The 15,158-nt window shown below is 45.6% G+C and carries 16 protein-coding genes; 10 read left to right on the top strand and 6 right to left on the bottom strand.

Features of this window, described 5'->3' with window-relative positions; genetic code table 11:
* Positions 1-9: 9 nt before the first annotated feature.
* Positions 10-321: a hypothetical protein gene (locus K0I73_RS03275; RefSeq protein WP_220063114.1), complete on the top strand. Its 312-nt coding sequence runs from the start codon at positions 10-12 to the stop codon at positions 319-321.
* A gap of 56 nt (positions 322-377) precedes the next feature.
* On the opposite strand, the gene K0I73_RS03270 is transcribed toward K0I73_RS03275, so the two are convergent.
* On the bottom strand, positions 378-578 hold the full coding sequence (locus tag K0I73_RS03270; RefSeq protein ID WP_220063113.1) for a YheV family putative zinc ribbon protein: 201 nt from the start codon (positions 576-578) through the stop codon (positions 378-380).
* A 176-nt stretch (positions 579-754) separates the two neighbouring features.
* Here K0I73_RS03270 and K0I73_RS03265 point away from each other — a divergent pair, with 176 nt between their 5' ends.
* Together K0I73_RS03265 and K0I73_RS03260 are read left to right on the top strand one after the other, a co-directional pair.
* Complete coding sequence (locus K0I73_RS03265) at positions 755-2,668, top strand: ABC transporter ATP-binding protein (RefSeq protein ID WP_220063112.1); 1,914 nt, start codon at positions 755-757, stop codon at positions 2,666-2,668.
* Positions 2,669-2,719: 51 nt separating this feature from the next.
* Positions 2,720-3,160, top strand: coding sequence for a TIGR02444 family protein (locus K0I73_RS03260; RefSeq protein WP_220063111.1), 441 nt, complete (start codon positions 2,720-2,722; stop codon positions 3,158-3,160).
* 55 nt (positions 3,161-3,215) lie between these two features.
* Here the strand turns inward: K0I73_RS03260 and K0I73_RS03255 are convergent, their stop codons facing one another.
* Positions 3,216-4,808 carry a GMC family oxidoreductase gene (locus K0I73_RS03255; RefSeq protein ID WP_220063110.1) on the bottom strand — a complete coding sequence of 531 codons (1,593 nt, stop codon included), beginning with the start codon at positions 4,806-4,808 and terminating at the stop codon, positions 3,216-3,218.
* A gap of 62 nt (positions 4,809-4,870) precedes the next feature.
* A complete protein-coding gene (locus tag K0I73_RS03250; RefSeq protein WP_220063109.1) occupies positions 4,871-5,377 on the bottom strand; it encodes a twin-arginine translocation signal domain-containing protein in 507 nt (168 codons plus the stop codon).
* A 135-nt stretch (positions 5,378-5,512) separates the two neighbouring features.
* Here K0I73_RS03250 and K0I73_RS03245 point away from each other — a divergent pair, with 135 nt between their 5' ends.
* From K0I73_RS03245 to K0I73_RS03235, 3 genes are all read left to right on the top strand, one after another.
* On the top strand, positions 5,513-6,478 hold the full coding sequence (locus K0I73_RS03245; RefSeq protein WP_220064239.1) for a hydrolase: 966 nt from the start codon (positions 5,513-5,515) through the stop codon (positions 6,476-6,478).
* Between the two features lie 11 nt (positions 6,479-6,489).
* Positions 6,490-6,735 (top strand): YheU family protein, encoded by a 246-nt coding sequence (locus K0I73_RS03240; RefSeq protein WP_220063108.1) that lies wholly within the window; start codon positions 6,490-6,492, stop codon positions 6,733-6,735.
* A gap of 101 nt (positions 6,736-6,836) precedes the next feature.
* Positions 6,837-7,724: a phosphoribulokinase gene (locus K0I73_RS03235; protein WP_220063107.1), complete on the top strand. Its 888-nt coding sequence runs from the start codon at positions 6,837-6,839 to the stop codon at positions 7,722-7,724.
* Positions 7,725-8,014: 290 nt separating this feature from the next.
* Here the strand turns inward: K0I73_RS03235 and K0I73_RS03230 are convergent, their stop codons facing one another.
* On the bottom strand, positions 8,015-8,794 hold the full coding sequence (locus K0I73_RS03230) for a tetratricopeptide repeat protein (RefSeq protein WP_258405277.1): 780 nt from the start codon (positions 8,792-8,794) through the stop codon (positions 8,015-8,017).
* 447 nt (positions 8,795-9,241) lie between these two features.
* Between K0I73_RS03230 and crp the strand changes: the two genes are divergently transcribed.
* From crp to K0I73_RS03210, 4 genes are all read left to right on the top strand, one after another.
* A complete protein-coding gene (gene crp / locus K0I73_RS03225; RefSeq protein ID WP_011864391.1) occupies positions 9,242-9,877 on the top strand; it encodes a cAMP-activated global transcriptional regulator CRP in 636 nt (211 codons plus the stop codon).
* An 80-nt stretch (positions 9,878-9,957) separates the two neighbouring features.
* Entirely contained in the window at positions 9,958-10,296 is a 339-nt protein-coding gene (locus tag K0I73_RS03220; protein ID WP_258405276.1) for a PepSY domain-containing protein, read from the top strand.
* 107 nt (positions 10,297-10,403) lie between these two features.
* The gene (locus K0I73_RS03215; RefSeq protein ID WP_220063106.1) at positions 10,404-11,078 is read left to right on the top strand and encodes a response regulator transcription factor; all 675 of its coding nucleotides are present in this window, start codon (positions 10,404-10,406) and stop codon (positions 11,076-11,078) included.
* Positions 11,075-12,409 (top strand): ATP-binding protein, encoded by a 1,335-nt coding sequence (locus tag K0I73_RS03210; RefSeq protein WP_220063105.1) that lies wholly within the window; start codon positions 11,075-11,077, stop codon positions 12,407-12,409. The genes K0I73_RS03215 and K0I73_RS03210 overlap by 4 nt, the downstream gene beginning before the upstream one ends.
* Before the next feature lie 61 nt (positions 12,410-12,470).
* Here K0I73_RS03210 and K0I73_RS03205 read toward each other — a convergent pair whose 3' ends face one another.
* On the bottom strand, positions 12,471-13,268 hold the full coding sequence (locus K0I73_RS03205) for a DUF1338 domain-containing protein (protein WP_220063104.1): 798 nt from the start codon (positions 13,266-13,268) through the stop codon (positions 12,471-12,473).
* A gap of 424 nt (positions 13,269-13,692) precedes the next feature.
* On the bottom strand, positions 13,693-15,153 hold the full coding sequence (gene astD / locus K0I73_RS03200) for a succinylglutamate-semialdehyde dehydrogenase (protein WP_220063103.1): 1,461 nt from the start codon (positions 15,151-15,153) through the stop codon (positions 13,693-13,695).
* Between the last annotated feature and the right edge of the window lie 5 nt (positions 15,154-15,158).

The raw sequence follows: 15,158 nt of genomic DNA, 5'->3' as shown, positions 1-15,158 counted from the left end.
TTAGAGATAATGACAAAAGCAAACATCAGCAAAGCTCAGCTAGTTGAGCAATTAATGCTGTGGAAAAACAAGCAGATCTCAGCCGAGCAATTACAAGATTGGATGGTAAGCCATTATGATCCCGATGAGGTCGATATTGGCTTAGGTGAGTGCGAATGGACTATTGAAGCGATGAATATCGTAATGAATGAATATGAGATAGCCAAGTTAGACAAGTTTCGCCAAGAGAATGCACAACTTGCCATCGATTTCATCGACACCGACGAATCACGCTTTAACCAAACCCGGCATCTATTCTTACAAGATGGTTTTAGAGACTAGCTTCTAGCTTCTAGCTTCTAGCTTCTAGCTTCTAGCATAGAGTAGACTCGGCGCGGCTATGGCTTAAACACACCGATGACGCCGCCTGTTGCCTTAGCGGCCACTTGCTCTTCGGTTTGCTGGTCGCGATAGTCGCATTCGACGCACTCAACGGTCTCAACGCCCTGCTCTTTAAATAAGACAATGGTGTCGGCCGCTTTACATTTAGGGCACTTTGCCCCAGCAACAAAACGTTTCTTGACTCTGATTCTACTCACGCTGCAATTAACCTGCTGACATAACAATAGCTGTGTTGATGGATGCATTTTGCCATAAGCAGATCAAAAAGACTCCAATTAGTTGGAAATAGTTCCGCCTAAAGAGTGGCTAAAATAGCCGTTTCTACGCTATTATCCTCTCCCAATTGTCTCCATGTAGTATCAAATCGACCGCAATGATCACCATTACTCAAGCGCAGCTTATTCGTGGCACCAAAACCTTATTGGACGAAACGTCACTAACCATCTATCCCGGGCATAAAGTGGGGTTGGTTGGTGCCAATGGCACAGGTAAGTCATCACTACTCGCCTTAATTTTAGGGCACTTGAGCTTAGATAAGGGTGAGATCAATGTTCCAAGCGGCTGGCAAATATCTACAGTGGCACAGGAAACGCCAGCGCTGGATGTCAGTGCGCTGGAGTATGTTATCGATGGTGACCGAGAATATCGTCAGCTTGAGCAGCAGCTGCATCAAGCCCAACTAGATGACGATGGCCATGCAATCGCGTTACTCCATGGAAAGATCGATGCCATTGGCGGTTATGCTATTCATTCTCGTGCAGCAAGCTTATTAGCTGGCTTGGGGTTTAGTGAAAGTGAGCAAAAAAATCCCGTTAAGAGCTTTTCCGGTGGTTGGCGCATGCGCCTTAACTTGGCCCAAGCACTATTGTGTCGCTCAGAACTACTACTCCTCGATGAGCCAACCAACCATTTAGATTTAGATACCATGTATTGGCTTGAAGGTTGGATTAAGTCTTATCAGGGCACACTAATCTTAATCAGTCATGACAGAGACTTTATCGATGCGATTGTCGACGAGATAGTCCATGTAGAGCACCATAAACTTAACTACTACAAAGGTAATTACAGCGCCTTTGAACGTATTAGAGCCGAGCGCATGGCGCAGCAACAAGTGGCTTTTGAGCGTCAACAGAAAGAACGCTCGCACATGCAGTCATTTGTCGACCGTTTCCGCTATAAAGCCAGTAAGGCTAAGCAAGCGCAGAGTCGCCTAAAAGCACTCGAACGCATGACTGAACTCTTGCCCTCTAAAGCCGATAGTCCATTTTATATGGAGTTCAGAGCACCTGAGGCGCTCCCTAACCCATTGGTAAAAATGGAGCAGGTCTCAGTGGGCTATGGCGATAAAGCCATCTTAAATCATGTACACCTAAACTTAGTCCCTGGTGCGCGTATCGGCCTACTTGGCCGTAATGGCGCGGGTAAATCGACACTCATTAAGTTGTTATCTGAACAGCTTAAGCCCATGAGCGGTATCTATGAAACCAATCCAGGGCTTAATATTGGTTACTTCGCTCAGCATCAAATTGAATTTCTCCGCTTAGATGATTCGCCATTGCAACATCTAAGTCGTCTATCACCTAATCATAGAGAGCAAGAGCTGCGCGACTTCTTAGGCGGCTTTGGTTTTAACGGTGATATGGCGCTCGCTCCTGTCCGTCCCTTCTCTGGCGGAGAGAAGGCGCGCTTAGTGTTAGCGCTGCTGGTATGGCAACGCCCTAACCTATTGCTGCTCGATGAACCCACCAACCATCTAGATCTTGAGATGCGTCATGCGCTGACGATGGCGCTGCAGTCATTTGAAGGTGCAATGATCATCGTTTCCCACGATAGGCACCTGTTGCGCCTCAGTTGCAGCGATTACTACTTGGTCGATCAGGGCGAAGTGCGCAGCTTCGATGGCGATCTGGATGACTATCATCAGTGGTTACTCGATGCCGCCAAGAGTGAAAATAAGAGCGAAACTGCGCTAGAGGCATCACCGGCTCAAGATAAAAAATTGCAAAAACGTCTCGAAGCGGAATTAAGACAAAAACTTTCGCCCATGAAGAAAGTGCAAAACAAACTGGAAAAAAGCCAGCAGCAGTATACCGAAAGGTTAAGTGAGCTTGAGAATATGCTCGCAGATACCAGCTTGTATGATGCCGATAATAAAGCCAAGCTCACCGAGGTATTAAGTGAGCGAACTAAGCTAACTCAGGCCCTTGAAGAGAGTGAACTCGAATGGCTTGAACTGCAAGAAGAGATCGAGACGGTAGAGCAAAGTGTCAAAGCCGAGTTAATCTAAGCGGCCAATACTCACAGATCTAAACATTTATTTGTAACAAGGATGACAATAATGACCTATCTAAACCACTTCGATTTGTCGCTATGGCAAGAGTGTGATGGGCTTTATGCCAAGCTGCAGGAAGCGTGTATTAAATTACAAGACGCGCACGGCGTTAACGTTAATCTGCTGCTACTCTCCCGTTGGCTAGACAGCCAAAGTTATTGGCTCAGTACCGACGCATGGCAGCAACTTTTTGAGCAAATAGACAGGTGGGAGCAGCGGATATTACAACCTTACCGCCGCCTTAGAAAACTAAGTAAACACAATCTAGCAGAGAATGAATATCAGCAAATGCTCGATGTTGAATTGATGCTAGAGCGTAAAGAACAAGGGCTGATTTTACATAAGTTAAGACAGTATGCGGCCGAAGAAACCTCGCATAATCTGCCACGCTATCTTAGTTTGTTTGGTATCGACGCAAACCTTTACCCGGAGCTTTTGAGTTCCTGAGGTAAAGTGATCTGAAGTAAATTAAACTAAGTAAAGTTGAGCTGAGGAACCTACATCAGCTTTTTGACTTAAGCTCTTCCGCCAGCAGTGTCGCGTTTCTTGCGGTGATCCCATAAATTGACAGCTGCGGATTAGCGCCTAAGCTGGTTGGAAATAACGAGCCATCCATCACCGACAGATTTTCAAAGTAGTGTGAGCGCCCTTCGCTGTTCACCATCGACATCTTAGGGTCTTCTCCCATTGGGCAACCTCCCATCACATGTGCACTCGCCACTATGGTTTTTAGCGGTGCTAAGTTCATCTCTGCAATCGCTTTTTTGGCTTGTGGCCAACTTGATAGCATCGACATGCCCTCGCTGATGGGTAATACTTTTTCGGCACCAGCGGCAAATTGAAGCTCTGCCATGCTGGCAAATGCCCGTCGAGCCGCTTCCCAGAAAGCATTGCTGAGAGGGTAGTCTAGGGTAAATCCGTGTTCAGTTAATTCGACCTGTCCACCTTGGCTATCGGGATGATAACCATCTCTGACCAAGGCAATCGTGACTTGAAGTTGATTAAACTGCGCCATCAGATCCGCATGGCTTTGGCCATAACCTAAGGTTTTCGACGCGATTAAAATCGGGTGAACAGGCGGTACTTCCAGCTTGTAACCCAGATCGCCAGCGGCCCCATTTTGCCAAACAAATTGATCTGAATAGATAGATTGCGGCGCACCGCTATGACCGTTAATCGCATCGTTAAACAGCGCACCACTCAGTACCGTTGGGTGTAAAAAGGTCCGTTTGCCGATAATGCCGTAGGGATCGGGCAGTTTAGATCGCATCATCAAGGCAGGAGTATGAATCGCGCCGGCACTCAAGATGTAATGTTTGGCCTTAAATAACAACTCAACGCCAGTAGGCGTTAATGTTTCACTGAGTGCTTGGGCCTTCAATCCAAAAATTTTATCTTGGTGATATTCAATTTTGGCCACTTTTGCACGGCTAACTAAGGTGGCTCCACGCTCTAACGCCGCTGGAATGGTAGTCACCAACATCGATTGCTTCGCATTAACAGGACACCCCATACCGCAATATCCCGTATTCCAACAACCAGCCACATTACGTTTGATCACTGTGTGATCCCAACCTAATGCCTCACATCCCTGCTTTAGCGCCATATTGTTACGATTGGGCTCAAACTCCCATTTACTGATATTGAGTCGCTGTTCCATCTTGGCAAACCAAGGGGCAAGTGATTCTGTGGATAGCCCCTTAACAGATTTCTCTTTTGCCCAAAACGCTAATGCATTATCAGGTGTACGGATCGATGTAGTCCAATTAACTGTGGTTGAACCTCCCACCGCCCTGCCTTGAAATATCCCAATCGCTTTATCTTTGGTTTTCATCGACGCAGCTTGTTGATAGAGGTTTGGATAGGCTCGTCGCTCCTCCATATTAAAGCTCTCGGACGACTTCAGTGGCCCGCCTTCGACAATGATCACCGATAAGCCAGCTTCAGCCATGATCTCTGCAGCTACGCCGCCACCTGCGCCACTACCAACGATAACCACGTCGGCTTCGAGCGTTAAGGGAGTGCTAACTTGGCTGGCATCAATATGATTCCAGCCCTTGGCTAAACCTTCTACTATGGGATCTTGTATGGCCAAGACTCTACCTCCGAGCTGAATAATCTTTTTATATTATGAAGTGACAAACCGACGATAGCGGGTTAGCCGAACAAGATGGGCTTCTCATAATTTAATCGCCCCCAATGCTCTGGACAAGCGTAATAACTGGCCATCACCAGCTCTCTTAATCCTTGGTAAGCGATTACCATCATATCGAGATAACTCGATCGCCATTTTTCTAACATCTCGATGAGTTCATGGGGCGATCTAAGTAGCAGCGGTGTCATACTGCCAGTGAGCAGCAGTAATCCCAGACGAGATTCTAGCAGTGTTAACAGTTGTTCCAACTCCTCGCGAGCATCTGCGGGTAACAAGGCCACCGTTGCCACAATTGCATCTATAGTACGGTTTTGCGCCGCTACTCGTAAGGATCCAGTTTGTGGTAGAGCGCCATCAAGAAACACGGGGACAAGTAAGCTAAATACCAGTCGATGCTCACTATCGAGATTCTTGTTCACGCCCACGTAGGAAGGACTGTAGAGATTAACCCCGATCGCTAGCGCTCCTGTCCCCGCGAGAGCCGTGACTAAAAAAGTACGTCTATTCATTGTCTCCGCTATCCTTAATATTACGCCGTGGATGTTAGGCCAAAAGGTGCCTTAATTTCAGTCCAAGGATCTGTGTTACACTAGCGTTACTTCTCATAATTAAACACACGTTTTAATATTCAGCAATAGCCAATGATGACAAAGCCTCTATTTACGCCACCATGGTGGGCGAGAAACCCTCATATCCAAACGATCCTGCCTGTACTGACTAAGGTGGACAGACCTGAGTTAACAAGGCAACGGCTGGAGCTAGATGATGGTGATTTTATTGATCTCGATTGGCTGGGTACGCCAACTCAAGGTAACCCCATAGTCATACTGGTTCATGGCCTAGAGGGAAGCGCTGACTCACATTATATTAGGCGCCTTCTCACCATGTTGGCTGATAAGGGCATATGTGCAGTCGTCCATCACCATAGAAGTTGCTCGGGTGTCACCAACCGTCTGGCTCGAAGTTACCACAGTGGCGATACTCAAGACTTACACACCAGCTTAACCATGATTGCAGCGCAATATCCTAATAGCCCGATATCCGCAGTGGGCTATAGCCTTGGCGGCAATGTATTGACCAAGTATTTGGGTGAACACAGAGAGACAAGCCTAGTTAACGCTGGCGTGATCGTATCGGCCCCATTGCAACTCGGCGCCTGCGCAACAAGGCTCAAGAGTGGCTTTTCAAAAGTCTATCAGAGTTACTTAATCAAGCAGCTACAACAAAAAGTGCATGATAAACTCAGCCTTCCAAACCTAAATACCCAAATGCCTGTCACACAAGCTGAAGTGGCCCAATTAACCACCTTTCATCAATTTGATGACAGGGTGACGGCGCCACTGCATGGATTTACTGGCGTTGAAGATTATTACCAGCGTGCCAGTGGCCTTCCCTATTTGCGCCATATCACCAAGCCAACACTGGTGATTCACGCTAAAGACGATCCCTTTATGAATGATGAAGTGATCCCAGCCCACGATGATTTAGCCCCAGCCGTCACCTATGAACTGCATAGCAACGGGGGACACGTTGGCTTTATTGATGGGGGTAGTCCCTTGCATCCCAAATACTATTTAGAAAAACGTATTCTCCACTTTCTGTTCGGCTAAGGATAAAAACCATGTTAGTGCCATATCAGTCGTTATTGCAGCTTCCCCAAGCAACATTGGAGAACTTAATAAAAGAGTTTTTATTGACCCAGATGGAAGATGGCAGTTTTGCTGCGATGGATGATCACGCGATGGCGAGTGCTATAGCACAATGTAAGCAAGCATTATCGCGCTCTGAACTTGTGGTGGAATACAGTGAAGATGACGAATCTATAGCGATTCGACACAAAGATAACACGCTTGCGCAGCACCCATGAATTAACAGGGAGATTGACCTTTAACGGGTCTGTGCCGTATAACTATTGCTCCACCGCTGCTTTGCAACGGTGTCTATTTTCAGCGTTTCTTAGGTAAATAAATGTCAGCTAAACACCCTATTATTGCCGTTACAGGCTCCTCTGGAGCCGGCACAACAACCACGACGACAGCGTTCAGTCATATATTCCGTCAGCTCGGAATCAATGCTGCCGTGATCGAGGGAGACAGCTTTCATCACTACACCCGCCCAGAGATGGAGTTGAAAATTCGTCAGTCTCAAAATGAGATCAAAAATATCAGCTATTTTGGCCCTGAAGCCAATGACTTCCCGAAGCTAGAACAGTGTTTCAGAGACTATAGTGCAACGGGTCAGGGGGAGACTCGCTCCTACTTACACACTTTTGATGAGGCGGTTCCCTTCAATCAAATGCCGGGCACCTTCACCCAGTGGCGTCCACTGCCAGAAAACACCGACATGCTTTATTACGAAGGCTTGCATGGTGGCGTAGTTACCGAAGAGTGCGACGTCGCACAGCATGTCGATCTGCTTATTGGCATGGTGCCTATTGTTAATCTTGAGTGGATCCAAAAAATCATTAGAGACACCTCAGACAGAGGTCATAGCCGCGAAAAAGTGATGGGGTCAATAGTGCGTAGCATGGACGATTACATCAATCACATGACACCACAATTTTCGCGAACCCATATTAATTTTCAACGCGTACCAACGGTAGATACCTCAAACCCGTTTAGTGCCAAAACGATCCCCAGCTTAGATGAGAGCTTTGTAGTGATACGTTTTCGCGGCATAAAGAATGTCGATTTTCCCTATTACTTAAAGATGATCGATGGCTCGTTTATGTCTCGCATCAATACCTTGGTTGTGCCTGGTGGCAAGATGTCCTTGGCAATGGAGTTGATATTAACACCGCTGATCCGCGATCTATTAGAGAAGAGACAGCATCTGCTCGACTTAGATAATGAATAGTGATGCCGAGTTCAGGTGAATTAACTTAAGCTTCGTTTAAGTCTGTAGGCGTAGACTTATCGTTATCGGGATTTCAGGCGAAAGACTGATAGTTAGTATACTCTTGGGAGTGAATTCCCCCATCTTGATCTGTTTGCTTCCTTGAGTATGCTAGCGTCCCTAATCCCCCTCTTGTCATCCCGTCAGTAATACCAAAGACAAACGTCCATTAATTTTACGCAAATAAAAACGCCAACCTCTCTCGACATTGGCGCATTACACTCTAGTTTACATAAGCTGGAGTTGAGTAACTACTCACTCAAAGGGATCACTTCTCGATAGGGTTTTTGTTGCTGATAATGAAGTAGCCTAGCTTCAAACTCATCGTAACGATTATACTCAGCCGTATGCTTCAAGGCCTCAATGGCGCGCTGCTGAGTGTTGATCGCCGAAGCATAATCACCAATTTCCGCATAAGCGGCGGCTAAGTTATCTAAATTAGTCGGGTCTTGATTATTGGCGGCAACGAGTCCTTTACCTATCTCAATGGCCTTGTCACCATTGCGATACTCAGGCTCTGGACAGGTAGATAATATCCACACCACATTCCCAAGAGAAACATCATCACCTACGGCTAAAAATCGATCAACCGCCTTGCCACAGTTACGTTCGATCCCTTGGCCACCAGCGGCATAAATAAAACCAAGGCGAAATTGGGCCCATTTATCATCTTTTGCGGCGAGTTGCTGATACCAATGTTCAGCTAAGGCAAGATCTCGTTTGATGATTTTTCCATCGAAGGCCAAATCAGCGATAGTTTGAGCGGCTTTCAAGTGACCCTGTTCAGCCGCCTTTATAACCCAATTCACCCCGAGATTTTGATCTTGTTCTACAAAACGTCCCGAGAGATACATTAAACCCAGTAAAAACTGCGCCTCAGATTCTCCCTGAGTCGCCTTAAGCTGAATATGGGCTAACTTGCTTGCTTTCAACGATTGCTCTGTCTGCGGAAGAGAAAATGCCAACACACCTTGACTGACTGATATGCCAACCAATAACCCAACAGTCATTATCCAAGCACTAATTTTCACGATTTACTTTATCCTAGACTAATCCATCAACGCCGCACAATCGTTAATAGGTTCAATCTCGACTCTGAAGTTGTTTCAATCTGACATTAACATAAAACGAATGCAGGACAACGTTAGCAATAATTAACCTCTCAAGTCGAGAGAAAAGCACATTAAAGTGCTTTTAATCTCCTTGTAGCCATATTCGAGTAAAGACAGCGAGACTGAGTTAGATGTGATTTACGCAGCATTGTCACGCAAATAACATCCAGTTTTTAAGGTATTAGTTGACATATATTACTAATGTATCAAAATGAACCTTCATATATGAGTGGCAGTAGAATTGAGTAGCACCTTGAATATTTACGGTAAAGTTTGATCTCCAACGAGGTTTTTCTAGCTCAATTGACGTAATCTGCTTATTTAGCATATTCTTGTATTTACATTAATCAGTCGAGGAACACAGGCATGGCTCTGATTGGTAAGCCTAAACCGGATCCAACTTTGGAATGGTTTTTATCACACTGTCACATTCATAAATACCCAGCCAAAAGCACTCTGATACATGCAGGTGAAGACTCTGATACTTTGTATTACATCGTTAAAGGTTCTGTCGCTGTCTTGATTAAAGATGAAGAAGGTAAAGAGATGATCCTCTCTTACCTCAACCAAGGTGACTTCATCGGTGAACTAGGTTTGTTTGAAGAGCAAGCTGAGCGTACTGCATGGGTTCGTGCGAAACAAGCATGTGAAATTGCAGAGATCTCATATAAGAAATTCAAGCAACTTATCCAAGTTAATCCTGAAATCTTAATGAAACTGTCTTCGCAGATGGCGTATCGTTTACAAAGCACCAGCCAAAAAGTAGGCGATCTTGCCTTCCTCGATGTTGCTGGTCGCATTGCGCAGACTTTACTGCACCTAGCTAAGCAACCAGATGCTATGACCCATCCTGATGGAATGCAGATCAAGATCACTCGTCAAGAGATTGGTCAGATCGTTGGTTGTTCACGTGAAACCGTTGGTCGTATCCTTAAAATGCTTGAAGAACAAAATCTTATTCAAGCGCACGGTAAAACAATCGTGGTATACGGCACTCGCTAAGCTAGTATTAAGTTAGATTTAAGAGATCTTATATAAAGTGGCCTGACATCTTGTCAGGCCATTTTTTTAGGACAGCGTTAGTGAAACCGATATACACTGTTAGCGCATTAATGCTCTCACTCATATCTGTCTCGTCGATTCAGGCGCTGCCGCTTATCGAACTGGAACACAATCAAGCTAAACAGCTTGTTAGTGAAGGCAAAATTGTCTCTCTCGACTTTGCACTTACCCATATGGAGCGTTATTGCTCTGGTAAATTACTTGATGCCCATCTTTATCAAACCCAAGGCGAGTGGCATTATGATCTGCAGATACGTAGTGACTCAGGAGAGATGATCTCATTGAGTATTGATGCGACAACGGGTAAACCACAACAATACACCCAGCTCCCCATCGCATGTCGAATCGACAAAAAATAACCCTATGCTACATCCAGTAAATTAAAGGGTGTATTATCTGATTAACCTAAACATTGACCTAATGTTCAGTCAGTCACTTACAACCTAAAAATAGGTAGATGCTTACTATGAAATTGCTGCTAGTTGAAGATAATCCCCTTTTAGTTGAAGAGCTCGCAAAGCAGCTCAAACAAGCTGGCTATGTCACCGACGTCACAGATAAAGTCAGTGAAGCAGACTACCTGACCAAAGAGACTCACTATGATTGCATCATTCTTGATATTGGCCTTCCCGACGGTAATGGATTAGATCTGCTGCAAAAATGGCGTACTCAAGGGCTAAACACACCAGTGATCATGCTAACTGCACGCAGTCAGTGGCACGAAAAGGTCGAAGGCTTTAACGCCGGCGCCGACGATTACCTTGGCAAACCATTTCATACCCAAGAGTTACTGGCTCGGATCCATGCTCTGATCAACCGCGCGCATGGCAAAACCAACACACCGACCAAAGAACTGAGTTTCGAAGGCGTTGTCTTAGATGAGAATCAGCAAAGCGTAATGGTGGGAGAGCAAAATTTTGAACTTACTGCCATGGAATTTAGACTGCTAAAAATCTTTTTAATGTCACCTAAAAAGCTACTATCTAAAGCATTATTGACCGATAAACTATATCAGTTTGATGATGAAAAAGAGAGCAATGTAGTCGAAGTTTATGTTACCCATCTGCGTAAGAAACTCGGGAAAACCGCTATCGAAACTCGGCGAGGCCAAGGATATATCTTCCATGGCCTGAAACAATGATATCGATTCGGACTCGGCTAAGCCTATGGTTATCGGCTTTAGTGATCATCTCCACCTTCGTGGCAATTGTCATTTTTGAGTCCATGTTGCGACAAGCGTTTCATGACTCAATTATTGCCCGCTTAGAAGAAGATCTACAGCAAGTATTGGTTGCTATCACCTTTGAAGATGGCGAGATAAGCATAGACAATAGCCAACTCTCCAGTTTCTATAAACCTGTCTATTCTGGCCGCTATTATCAACTCAATGTGGATGATATCGAGCTGAGATCTCGTTCTCTGTGGGATCAACGCCTAGATGTTCGCCCGCTGACAAAAGGTCAAACCCGGGTTTGGCAGACAAAAGGCCCTCAGAATCACGACATTCAACTGCTTTCAATCGGCATCAGTAGTAAGACTGCGAATATACAAACGACCCTGACAGTCGCTCAAGACTTGAGTATTGGCCGTCAAGTATTCACCCAAGTCTACGGCACTAAGTTAGGGGTTAACCTCGCCATGTTAGTGGCCATGGTTTGCGGTATTTTTATTGTTTTAAGGCAATCGTTCAAACCAATAAGTGCCATGCAGCAAGCACTCATCAGGCTACGCGAGGGTGAGATCACCTCATTAGACATCAACAAGATCCCTCCCGAACTTGCACCGATTGCCCAAACATATAACGAGTTACTGCAATACGCGAGTAAACAGATGGAGCGTAGCCGTAATAACTTGGGTAACCTTAGTCATGGCTTGAAGACACCACTCGCGGTAATGCAACAGCAAGTTGAAACTCTTGCTTTGAAAGATCCAGACTCGGCCATTGCACTGCAAAAACAGCTAGATCAAATTCATAAGATGATCGAACGTAAATTAGCTGCGGCGCGAATAACCGGTGACATGCTGCCTGCCGCTCAGATGCAACTGCCAAAAGATCTGCTCGACCTGACTCAAACATTAGATAAAGTGCATCAAGCAAAACAGGTGATTTGTCAGTTTGAGATCCCCGATACCATTCCACGTCTGCCTATCCACCGTGAAGATGGCATGGAGTTAATAGGTAACTTACTCGATAACGCCTACAAATGGGCCAATTCACAGGTATCCATTAACGTCATCAACAAGGGCGATAATATTGAGTTTATTATTGAAGACAATGGCCCAGGGGTCCCGAATGACGAGCTATCATTGCTTACAGGCAGAGGAAAGCGTCTAGACGAAGCCATTATGGGTCATGGTTTAGGGCTTTCGATTGTCAAAGATATTGCCGAACAATATGAGATTAAACTGGCCTTCGATCGCAGCCACGCTCTCGGTGGATTAAAGATCAGCTTACTGTTTAAGAAACAGTAATTGTTATAGTTAATAAAAAAGCCGATGAATTAACATCGGCTTTGTTTTTTCATCAATATGTTTACATCGCATTCGTGCTTTCAAAAATCTTGTCAGCAGAAGCCGCCACAAAGCCTGTGTAGAGCTCACCGTCTGCTTTTGGATAACGTAGGGCAAACTCATAGAAACAGCTTGGAATACGCTTTACGGTGTCTTTAAAGGCCACATCAATCTTATCCGCCATGGTTGAAGATTGTTCAAGCAACACCTCGGCAGATCCTTTCACTTCACCACCGACGCTGTTTAGCACAAAGCCAGCCTGTTTAAGCGCATCATTGACTTCAACTATGGTATCGAAACCTGGAAGATGGTTAATCGAGACCGTAAAGTGGTTTGCACGATAGCCAAATGCGGCTACCCATGCGGCATATTCACTTTCGGCAAGCAATGCTTCATAGGTGCTAGAATCTAATTCCCAGTGGCGACCAGAATATAGGAAGTTGTCGGCGGTAGTAGCAGCCTCTTCAACTTGATCAACCAACCCCTTTATTGTGGCTTGTAGTTCAGGACTAAACTCTTCAACCATCAATTCAGAAATAAAAACCTTTGGCTGAGTCGGATCTGAATGCTCAAAGTGCTTCGCCTTTAGCTTCTTCGCTTCGAAGTGATAATCACCACATGCTACATATCCGATTGACTCGAAATGCTTCGCCAGTACGCTCAAGTTTACTTTATCAATATTAAAGGTACGTAGCGCAATATGATCGTTAATAATGTCGCCACCTTTGGCCAGTAATTGGTGTACTTTCGCCGCGGAAGGCGTCATCTCAACATAATCTTCCCATAAGGAAGCAAATAGTTTATTTACATCTGTGTGCATCAATTTAATCCTCAACGGTATCCTAGTGCCAATCATTAGCTCTCGCCACGTTAGCATTATTGTTATCACGATATTAACTAATACCAATCAGCATAAGAAAGTGATCTACTCAGCGTGTTTTTTGGCAACTAATTCAAGGCGAATGGATGATGGAATGGTTATTCCCTTGTGAGGCCATTCAACGCAGAAGTAGGAAGCCAAAAACACGCCTAACAGGCGAGTTTTAGCGCTTTCGATACTGTGTTAACGAGTTTGACCGTAGAACAACTATGCTCTTCACTCGTTGCCTTGCCTCATAAGCGCTAAATTCTCGCTGAGCGATAACATCTTTATACTAATTAGTATAACCAGAGTACAGCGTCATCTCTTTAATATACGAGCTATAAAAATGGGATATCTCAATAAGATATCCCATCATTTCATATTAAACAGTTAAGCCTGGACTTAAGGTTGCTGGCAGGCTAACAGCATCGGCTTCGACCGAAGCCACTGGATAAGCACAGTAATCTGCGGCATAGAATGCACTCGCTCTGTGATTACCCGAGGCGCCGACGCCACCAAATGGTGCCGCGCCAGACGCGCCAGTAATCTGTTTATTCCAGTTAACTATGCCCGCTCGAATACGCGCGAGGAAATATTCGTAATCATCGCGGTTATCGGCCAAAATGCCGGCAGAAAGACCATAGCGAGTATCGTTGGCCAGCTTAATCGCTTCATCGAAATCGCTGTAGCGAACCACTTGTAGCAATGGACCAAAATACTCTTCATCAGGCAGTTCAATCACCTGAGTGACATCGATAAGGCCTGGTGAAACCAAGCCTGTACCCACCTCAAGATGAGTGAGTTCAACCAAGGCGGTGCCGCCTAGGTTAATTAAATTGCGTTGTGCTTCAACCATACCTTTAGCCGCTGCTTCAGAGATCATCGATCCCATAAATGGCTGAGGCTGAGCGTTCCACGGACCCACTTTTATCAGCTTAACGGCTTTGGTCAGTTCAGCTAATAGCGCATCCCCTTGGGCTCCCTTTTCTACGTATAGACGGCGAGCGCAGGTACAACGCTGCCCCGAAGAGATGTAAGCCGACTGAATGATGTCATGCACCGCGGCTTTAGTATCTTCAACCCCTTTGATAATAAGCGGGTTATTGCCGCCCATTTCTAGGGCTAAAATCTTACCTGGGTGGCCTGCATATTGTTGATGTAAAATATGCCCCGTGCGCGAACTACCGGTAAAGAATAGACCGTCAATCTGAGGATGTGAGGCCAATGCTTTACCCGTTTCGACTTCGCCTTGAACTAAGTTGATCACACCAGCTGGAAGCCCAGCTTGCTCCCAAAGCTTGAGCATTAGTTCTGCCGTTTTTGGGGTGAGTTCTGAAGGCTTAAACACCACGGTATTGCCCGCAAGCAAGGCAGGAACAATATGACCATTAGGTAGGTGACCTGGGAAGTTATATGGTCCAAATACCGCAACAACGCCGTGCGGCTTATGGCGCAATACCGCTCGTCCCGCTGGCGTGTCGCTTTCGCTGGTGCCTGTACGCTTGTTATACGCCGCAACCGATAAGCCAATCTTACCAATCATGGCACCCGCTTCTGTAGCGGTTTCCCACTGAGGCTTGCCTGTTTCTTGGGCAATAGTTTCGGCGATCTCAGTCTTGTTGGCATCTAGCTGATCACGGTAAGCCTCGACAATCGCTAAGCGACCTTCAAGACCAAGCATAAACCAGTCGAACTGCACATTACGTGCAGCCTCAACCGCGTTGTTAACTTGCTCTGCTGTCGCCGTTTTACTGTGCCAAATAATTTCATTATTAGCAGGGTTTTTCGATGTCACATCGTGACCAAGACCGGCAACCCACAGGCCGTTAATAAATTGACTCATTATAA

Source organism: Shewanella mesophila (genome assembly GCF_019457515.1).
Taxonomy (GTDB): domain Bacteria; phylum Pseudomonadota; class Gammaproteobacteria; order Enterobacterales; family Shewanellaceae; genus Shewanella; species Shewanella mesophila.
The sequence above is the reverse complement of the archived record's forward strand: the minus strand, read 5'-3'. Positions and strand labels throughout refer to the sequence as shown.